This is a genomic window from Synechococcus sp. H60.1 (genome assembly GCF_047462335.1).
GTDB lineage: Bacteria > Cyanobacteriota > Cyanobacteriia > Thermostichales > Thermostichaceae > Thermostichus.
On sequence record NZ_JANSJA010000004.1, the window covers coordinates 2,705 to 10,065 of the forward strand.

Below are 7,361 nucleotides of genomic sequence, written 5' to 3' on the forward strand. Positions count from 1 at the left end.
GAGCCGGCACTCACCTCCCAGGGGTACACTCTTCTCGGCTGGAGGGGCTCTAGCGGGGATCCCTCTCAGCCCAACTTGCACCAGCTCCTGGAAGCCTACTACCAAGCCCAGCTTAACCGCGAACGCTTTGAGCGGGAGCGACAGCGGCTGGGGCAAAAGCTGGCCGCCCTGCTCAAAAAACTCCGCCAGCGGCGCGACCACTTCGAGAAGATGTTGGCCGACTCAGCCCAAGCAGAAGCCTCCAAGCAGGCTGCCGATCTCCTCATGGCCCATCTCCACCTCTGGCGGCCAGGGCTGAGCTCGCTGGAGCTGCCAGACTTTTTTAGCGGCCAGATGGTCAAGATCCCGCTGGATCCGGAGAAAAACGCCGTTCTCAACGCCCAGGCCTACTACCGCAAGCACCGCAAACAAAAGCGAGCCCAGGAGGCAGTGCAACCTTTGCTAGCAGCCACAGAGCAAGAGATCCGCTACCTAGAGCAAGTGGAGGCAGCCCTGCAGCAGCTGGAAGCCTACCGGGATCCCCAGGACTTGGTCATCCTTGCAGAAATTGAGGCGGAGCTCATTCAGCAAGGTTACCTCGAGAGTCCTAGCAAGGCGGAGGGAGCTAGACGTTCCCCTGCAGCCAGCTTCAACCCCTATTGCTTCACTAGCCCCAGTGGTTTCCCTATCTGGGTGGGGCGCAACAACTGGCAAAATGAGCGGCTGACCTTTCGCCTTGCCCAAGACCAGGATTGGTGGTTTCACGCCCAGGAGATCCCGGGTAGCCATGTGCTCCTGCGCCTGCCTCCTGGGGCTGTGGCCGAAAGCGAAGATCTGCAAGCGGCTGCCGACTTGGCGGCGTATTTTAGCCGCGGTCGCCTTAGCGACCAGGTGCCGGTGGTGTATACCCGCCCTAAGTGCGTCTTTAAGCCTAAGGGATCCCCCCCTGGCATGGTGGTCTACAAACAGGAGCGGGTGCTGTGGGGCCGCCCCAGCCGCGCTCAGTTGCTCCTGGAAAAGGACGGAGTGCCCAAGTCGGATCTCCCAGCAGGGCTATAGCCCTCTACTCCGGGCTGACTACGGATCCCATAAACAGCACAGTTTGCGCCTCCCGGTTGGCTCCGGAGGCCACAATGGCCAACCAGAAGGGGCGATCCGCTACAAATTGGAAGGGCTCTTGCCGGTCGAGGGCGGTGCGGGAGACGATTACCCCGGTGGCAGCAGCCGCCTCGGATCCCTCTTCGTTAACTTCGATGGCCGCCTTGTGCAAGACTCTGCTGACCTGCGTCGGCTCTGGGGTCAGTTGGCTAAAATCGGCCCGCCGGGAAAAGGCAATCCCCATGCCCAACTGCTGCAAAGCTGGCCCCAGATCGATTTCGTAGGCCAGCTTAAACTTGGGGATCCGCACCGAGCCGGGGCGGGTGGACAGGGATCCCGTCCATTCTTGCCAAGTTTCTGGGCTAAGCTTCTCCCGCAGGGCTGCTAAGCTCACCCCTGGTTTGGGCAGCAGGAGCAGCATGGCCAGTTCCCCTTCCCCATAGGGCAGGCGCACCACCTGGAGCTGCTCGGTCTCCCGGTAGCCGTAGCGACCGGATTGGGCCATCAGCGGCACTTGGACACGGCGGCCATCAGCTTGGGTGAAGGGCTGGGGCTTGGTCAGGGTCGGATCGAAGGGCTGGGTCCACTCTCCCTTGAAATAGATGGCGTTGAGCAAAACCATCCTGTCTTCACGGCTGAGGCGATCCACGAGGCGGTCGATCTGGCCCTGGGTGCGCTCGGCTACCCAACGGTTAATCGCCTGCACCGTCTGGCGGGATCCCAGCTCCACCCGATTGGCCACTGCTTGGTAATAGGTGGCCAGGGCTTGCAAAAAGGAGGGGCGCAAGGTGAGGGTTGTATCGACCCAAAGGCCGTTGGCCATTTGCACCTGGATCGGTCCTTCTGCTTGGGATCGCTCCACCAGCCAGCGCACCATCTGGGCATTGGTCCAGTTCAACTCATTGAGGGAGAGTTCCTGGGCCTCCAGCACCTTAGCCATCGCCGCTTGGGTCTCTCCAGCAGCGCCGTTGTACAGCATGCTCAGGGCCAGACGAAGGCTCAAGGGGGAGAAAAAGAGGTTCTCTTGCGGTTGCTGCTGGAGTAGGTAATCGAATAGCTTTAGCGCAAAGCGACTTTGGGCTTGCTGGGCCACCGCCTCCTCTCCATAGCCTTCCCCATCGGTCACGGTCGGCTCAAACGGGATCCGCACCGGGGTTTCCCCGTGGGTGGGCCGGAGACCCAAAAGCAATAGGCCCAGCAGAGCCAGCAGCGGGATCCGGCTCACCGAGGACATGCTCAAAAGGTCTTTCATCGGGGCTCTCCTGGCCGGGTGGGGAACGAGTCTATGGCTATGGTATCGGGTTGGGGGTGGATGGCCCCTGCCCAGGCCGGCCATTGCGGCTGCGCTTGAGGTGAGATCGACAGGCCAAAGCCCGCAGGGGATCCCGGCCAAACTCTAGAGAGCAGGGTAGGATTAAGCCTGCACAGCTCAGCAGGAGAAAGGGATGAGTTGGTGGGTAAGAGAGCGCCAGGTTGTCACAGCAAGCGGGATTGCCTTGGGCCTGGCTCTGCTGCTGGGATGCGCCGCTGGAGGAGAAGCCCAGGGGACGGCAGCCGTTGCCAACGCAACTCCGGCCAAAGGACAGCCCCAGCACCTGCCGGTGGAAGCGGAAGTAACCCTTGCTGGCAAGCGCTTTGAGCTGGAAGTGGCCCGCACCCCTGAGCAGCAGCGCTTAGGCCTAATGTTTCGCACCGATTTGCCTCTTGATCGCGGCATGTGGTTTCCCTTCGACCCGCCCCAGCCAGCTGCCTTCTGGATGTTCAACACGCCGCTTAACTTGGACATTATCTTTCTCTATCGGGGCCGGGTCGTCTCCATCGCCGCCGATGTGCCCGGCTGCCCTGCCCAACCCTGCCCTGTTTATGGGCCACCCCCTGACCAGTTGGTAGATGGCGTGCTGGAGTTCCGCGGCGGGACGGCGGCGGCCCTGGGTTTGCAAGTGGGAGATGTTGTGGAGATCCGCCAGCTTCCGCCCCCAACTCCTTGATTTCTCTCTTTGGGAGAAGGGCCGGGGGTGAGGGAAAACAAGCTTGCAGAAGAAGCTGGGATCCCAAAGGCAGCCGTTTGCCCTCTTGCTCGCGGTCTAGGATGATTTTCTCAGGGATCTTTGGGATGATTTTTGAGGGTCGCCAACTGTGGGAGGTTGATGCCAAGAGGCGACGGCGAGTTCAGGATGGTTTGGCTATTGCCAGCAAAGCCCTATGGATGTTAGCAGCGTAACTCAGTGGCTGGAGGTTGGAACTATTGCCTTGGCTTCCGTCCTTTGGGCGGAGATCGTGCGGGATGTGCGCCATTGGCTGGCCCACCAGTGGCCCTGGCTGCTGCCCAAGCACACCCTGCACCACCGCCTGTTCCGCCCCGATCTCAGCGTGGTAGACCCCAAGTTATACCGAGAATCCCAGTGGCACCACGATGTTCCCGAGGCAGCAACGATGGTTCTAGCCGGGATCCCTTGGGTAGTGCTCTTGGGACAGGGATCCCTCTTCTACGGCCTGGCAGCGGCAGTGGGGGTACTCTACTCGGCCAGTTTTCTGGTTGCCGGCGCGCTGCGGGGCTGGGGGCTGGCTCTGCAGACGGATATCACCCACCAGCCGGGGCCTTTCCCCGCCCCTCCTGCGCAGTGGTATGTGAACCGCGCCTACCACTGGCGGCACCACTTCGACGATACCAACGCCTACTTTTGCGGCACCCTAACCTTGGTGGATCGGATCATGGGCACCAGTCTCTCTTTCAAGGGCAAACGCGTGGCCGTCACCGGCGCCTCTGGCACCCTGGGCCGGGCCCTCTTGCAGCACTTTCACCGCCACGGAGCCAAAGTCATTGCCCTTAGCTCCCATGCGGATTCGGTTGCCATCGAAGTGGACGGTCAGCTCCAGCCGGTGGAGACCGTTCGCTGGCAGGTGGGGCAGGAGGGATCCCTGGCCGAACTCCTGGAGCGGGTCGATATCTTGGTCATCAACCACGGCCTCAACGTGCATGGGGAGCGGGATCCCGAGTCTGTCCGCCAGTCCTACGCCGTCAACACCTTCTCGGCATGGCGCCTGATGGAGCTGTTCTTTCAGACGGTGCGCAACAATCCGGAAGTGGCCACCAAAGAGGTTTGGGTAAACACCTCAGAAGCCGAGGTCAGCCCTGCCTTTAGCCCCCTCTACGAGCTCTCCAAGCGGGCCCTAGGGGATCTGGTTACCCTGCGCCGCCTGGACGCTCCCTGTGTGGTGCGCAAGCTCATCCTCGGCCCCTTCAAGAGCCAGCTCAATCCCATTGGAGTGATGTCAGGCGATTGGGTGGCCGCCCAGATCCTGGCCCAGGCCAAACGCGACTGCCGCAACATCATTGTCACCATCAACCCCCTCACCTACCTGCTTTTCCCGCTGAAAGAGTTGGCCGTCAGCACCTATTTCCGCTTGTTCAGCCGCCGCTCTTCTCGCCCAGTTCTTCTTGATCCCGTCGCCGGGATCCCTTTGATTTAGGGGAGTCGACCAATCCTGCCCGGCTCTATGGCATCAGGCGCAAAACTGGGGTAAGACAAGAGCAGGTTCTTTGGCCGCAGGAGAGGGGATCCCTTGCGCCAATGTGAACCTTGCGGGGAGCGAAAGGGCCCTTTGTTTGGAGGAATTCAACAGCTCGCTCTCCGAGTGAATGTTGGGTGTGAGGAGTAGGAGTGAGCGTCAACATGGTGCGACAGTGGGTAAGCGCAGTTCTCTGCGCAGTGGGTGGGTCTTTAGTGACGGGCCTTTTGGCGGGTTGTGCCATCCCCATAGCCTCTGCAGAGGTGGCGGAAGTGCAGGTGCGCTTGGTGCATGTGGCCCCCGATGCCCCTCGGATTGACTTGGAAGTGGGAGGGGTAAGGGCTGCCCAGGGTGTAGCCTATGGCGCAGTGAGCGAATACGTGCGCATGCCGGCGGGCGAGTACGACATTGTTTTGTTTTCAACACCTGAGAACCCTGGCCAGCCCTCGGGTTCTAAGGACTCCGTTGCGCGAACGGTTGTGGCCAGGACTGTGGCCAACCTCAGGGGCGGGGGAGTGTTCTCAGTGGTGGCCGCCGACGAGCCCAATCGCGTGACGGCCTTGGTACTGGAAGACAATATCAACCCTCTATTTGATCAAGCCCTGGTGCGGTTTGTCCACGCTGCCCCTGATGCGCCGGCCCTGCAATGGCAAGGGGAGCAAGGCCGGGTGCTGTTGCCCCAGTTGGCCTTTGGGCAAGTATCCACCTTTCAAGCCATGCGCCCCGGCTTTACCCAAATCCAGGTGGCTACAGCCCCTTCTGCTTCAGGTGGGCAGATATCTCCCAGCCGGAGCATTCCCTTGCAACGGTTTGACCTCCAGTTAGAGGCAGGTAAAGTCTACACCCTCTACGTAGCCGGCCTGCTGCGCAGCAATCCGGGCTTGAATATGGTGCTGGCAGAGGAAACTCGAGCTCGTAGGCTCCTATAGCAAGGCTGCCTGCGGCTTGATCCTCTCTATACTGTGAGACTAGCCGCTCGTCTCTGGCTTTGGGGGCACAGCCTGTGGATGCCTTATTTCAAGTGGTGGTGCTTAGCCAAACTCCAGATCCCGAACGGGTGATCTGGCAGGCGATGCACCAAGATTACAGCCCCGATTTTGTTACCCCAGAGGGCCGGATCCCGGAAAAGTATGGAGAGGCCGTGGTGCGGCATCTGCTGGAGGGCAATCGTGGCCACTATGGGCCTCTTGAGCACCCTCAGATCACGTTTGGGGTAGGCTATTTTCCCCATGCTGTCATGCAACAGGCCCGTACTCATCGAGTGGGAGTTTCTTTCGACGTTCAATCTTTTCGATATACAGGCCGGCAAATTGCCGATTTGGGCAAAAGACTCTTGTCTGCGCCCCCGAGCACCAACGAAACCGCTGCTTTTGCCGACAAAACCGGCGCGGAGCCCTCGTTATCTTTGCAAGAGTTGGAAACTCTGTTTTACGTTCCTGCCAGCGTCAAAGAAGGCAAGGCCAAAACCCGCCAAGGCTTCAAGCCCATCTCTCCTGAGGCCCTGAACATCATTCTTGAGCAGTATCGCAGTCAGGCCATTGCCTATTATCGCCTGGTCGAAGAGTGCGGATTGCCCTATGAAGATGCTCGTAACATCATCGGCTACGGGATCCGCCAACATTTTGTGGTTTCTTTTAATTGCCGCAGCTTGATGCATTTTCTGGATTTGCGGGCCAAAGACGATGCCCAGCGGGAGATCCGCGAGCTGTGCGAGCTCATCTGGCCCCACTTTGAGGCCTGGTGCCCTCATGTTGCCGCCTGGTACCGCAAAAATCGCTGGGGCAAGGCCAGGCTTTCTCCTTGAAACCTAAATCGCGTAAGCGGGACGGAGTTCTCTAACACCGGAAAAGTATAGGATAAGGTCATCTTTCGACCCTCACCCCCAACCCCTCTCCCCTCGTGGGAGAGGGGAGCAAGGGATCAACTAACAAGCTGTTTCCCAATACTTGGAACGACTATTGTATGGATCCCAGAGCTTATGAACAAATGGCGGGCTTAGAAGATCGACATTGGTGGTTTGTGGGGCGCCGCCGCATTCTCAGGCAGGTTATTGCCGGGATCCCTCTTCCGCCCGCGGCTTGTATCTTGGAAGCCGGCTGTGGCAGTGGCGGCAACCTAGAAATGTTGTCTCAGTTTGGCCAAGTCTGGGCCATGGAAAGAAGCGAAATAGCATTGCCTTTGGCCCGGGCCCGCGGCATTGGGATTGTGGCCGAAGGTGAATTGCCGCATCAGATCCCTTTTGGCTCCCAGCAATTTGACCTTATTGCCCTACTGGACGTTTTAGAACATTTGGAGGAAGACAAAGCAGCTCTGGAAGCTCTCATCCAAAGGTTAAAGCCATCCGGCTACCTGGTGATCACGGTACCGGCCTACCCCTGGCTGTGGAGCGCCCATGACGAGCTCAATCACCACAAGAGACGCTACACAGCAGCACAACTTCTCTCCTTACTCAAGAGTGCCGGCCTGCAAATTCATACCTTTACCTTTTTCAACAGCTTTCTCTTTCCATTAGCAGCAGGGATCCGCCTAGCCCAAAAGAGCTTTCGCCTCAAGGAGAGTCAAGATCTAAAAATGCCCTCGCCTTGGATCAATTGGCTTTTAACCGAGATTTTTGCTGCAGAAGCCTATTTAATTTCTAAGTTCTCCCTACCCTTTGGCCTGTCTTTATTGGCGGTAGCTAGTCCTATGAAAACTCCTTCTCTAGGAAACTGAATCTCTTAATCTTCTCCTCAGCTTCTTGCTGTTATGACTGGTTTTTCAATTACCGTTGACTT

7 protein-coding genes are annotated in these 7,361 nt (G+C 58.9%); 6 read left to right on the forward strand and 1 reads right to left on the reverse strand.

All coding sequences use genetic code 11. The features are described 5' to 3' along the window. A partial coding sequence (locus NW852_RS00175) for an NFACT family protein (RefSeq protein WP_414426368.1) occupies nucleotides 1-1,038 on the forward strand: 1,038 nt, incomplete at its 5' end. A gap of 4 nt (nucleotides 1,039-1,042) precedes the next feature. On the opposite strand, the gene NW852_RS00180 is transcribed toward NW852_RS00175, so the two are convergent. Further along, nucleotides 1,043-2,329 carry a serpin family protein gene (locus NW852_RS00180; RefSeq protein ID WP_414371470.1) on the reverse strand — a complete coding sequence of 429 codons (1,287 nt, stop codon included), beginning with the start codon at nucleotides 2,327-2,329 and terminating at the stop codon, nucleotides 1,043-1,045. A gap of 193 nt (nucleotides 2,330-2,522) precedes the next feature. On the opposite strand from NW852_RS00180, the gene NW852_RS00185 reads away from it, so the two are divergent. The 5 genes from NW852_RS00185 to NW852_RS00205 all read left to right on the forward strand — a co-directional run bounded on the left by NW852_RS00185 (nucleotide 2,523) and on the right by NW852_RS00205 (nucleotide 7,299). Next, nucleotides 2,523-3,065: a DUF192 domain-containing protein gene (locus NW852_RS00185; RefSeq protein WP_414426369.1), complete on the forward strand. Its 543-nt coding sequence runs from the start codon at nucleotides 2,523-2,525 to the stop codon at nucleotides 3,063-3,065. A gap of 214 nt (nucleotides 3,066-3,279) precedes the next feature. Next, nucleotides 3,280-4,548, forward strand: coding sequence for a bifunctional sterol desaturase/short chain dehydrogenase (locus tag NW852_RS00190; RefSeq protein WP_414371466.1), 1,269 nt, complete (start codon nucleotides 3,280-3,282; stop codon nucleotides 4,546-4,548). Between the two features lie 191 nt (nucleotides 4,549-4,739). Further along, nucleotides 4,740-5,516, forward strand: a complete 777-nt coding sequence (locus NW852_RS00195) for a DUF4397 domain-containing protein (RefSeq protein WP_414365944.1) — start codon at nucleotides 4,740-4,742, stop codon at nucleotides 5,514-5,516. 74 nt (nucleotides 5,517-5,590) lie between these two features. Next, nucleotides 5,591-6,391, forward strand: coding sequence for an FAD-dependent thymidylate synthase (locus NW852_RS00200; protein ID WP_414371464.1), 801 nt, complete (start codon nucleotides 5,591-5,593; stop codon nucleotides 6,389-6,391). A 158-nt stretch (nucleotides 6,392-6,549) separates the two neighbouring features. After that, complete coding sequence (locus tag NW852_RS00205; RefSeq protein WP_414365941.1) at nucleotides 6,550-7,299, forward strand: class I SAM-dependent methyltransferase; 750 nt, start codon at nucleotides 6,550-6,552, stop codon at nucleotides 7,297-7,299. The last annotated feature ends 62 nt before the right edge of the window (nucleotides 7,300-7,361 follow it).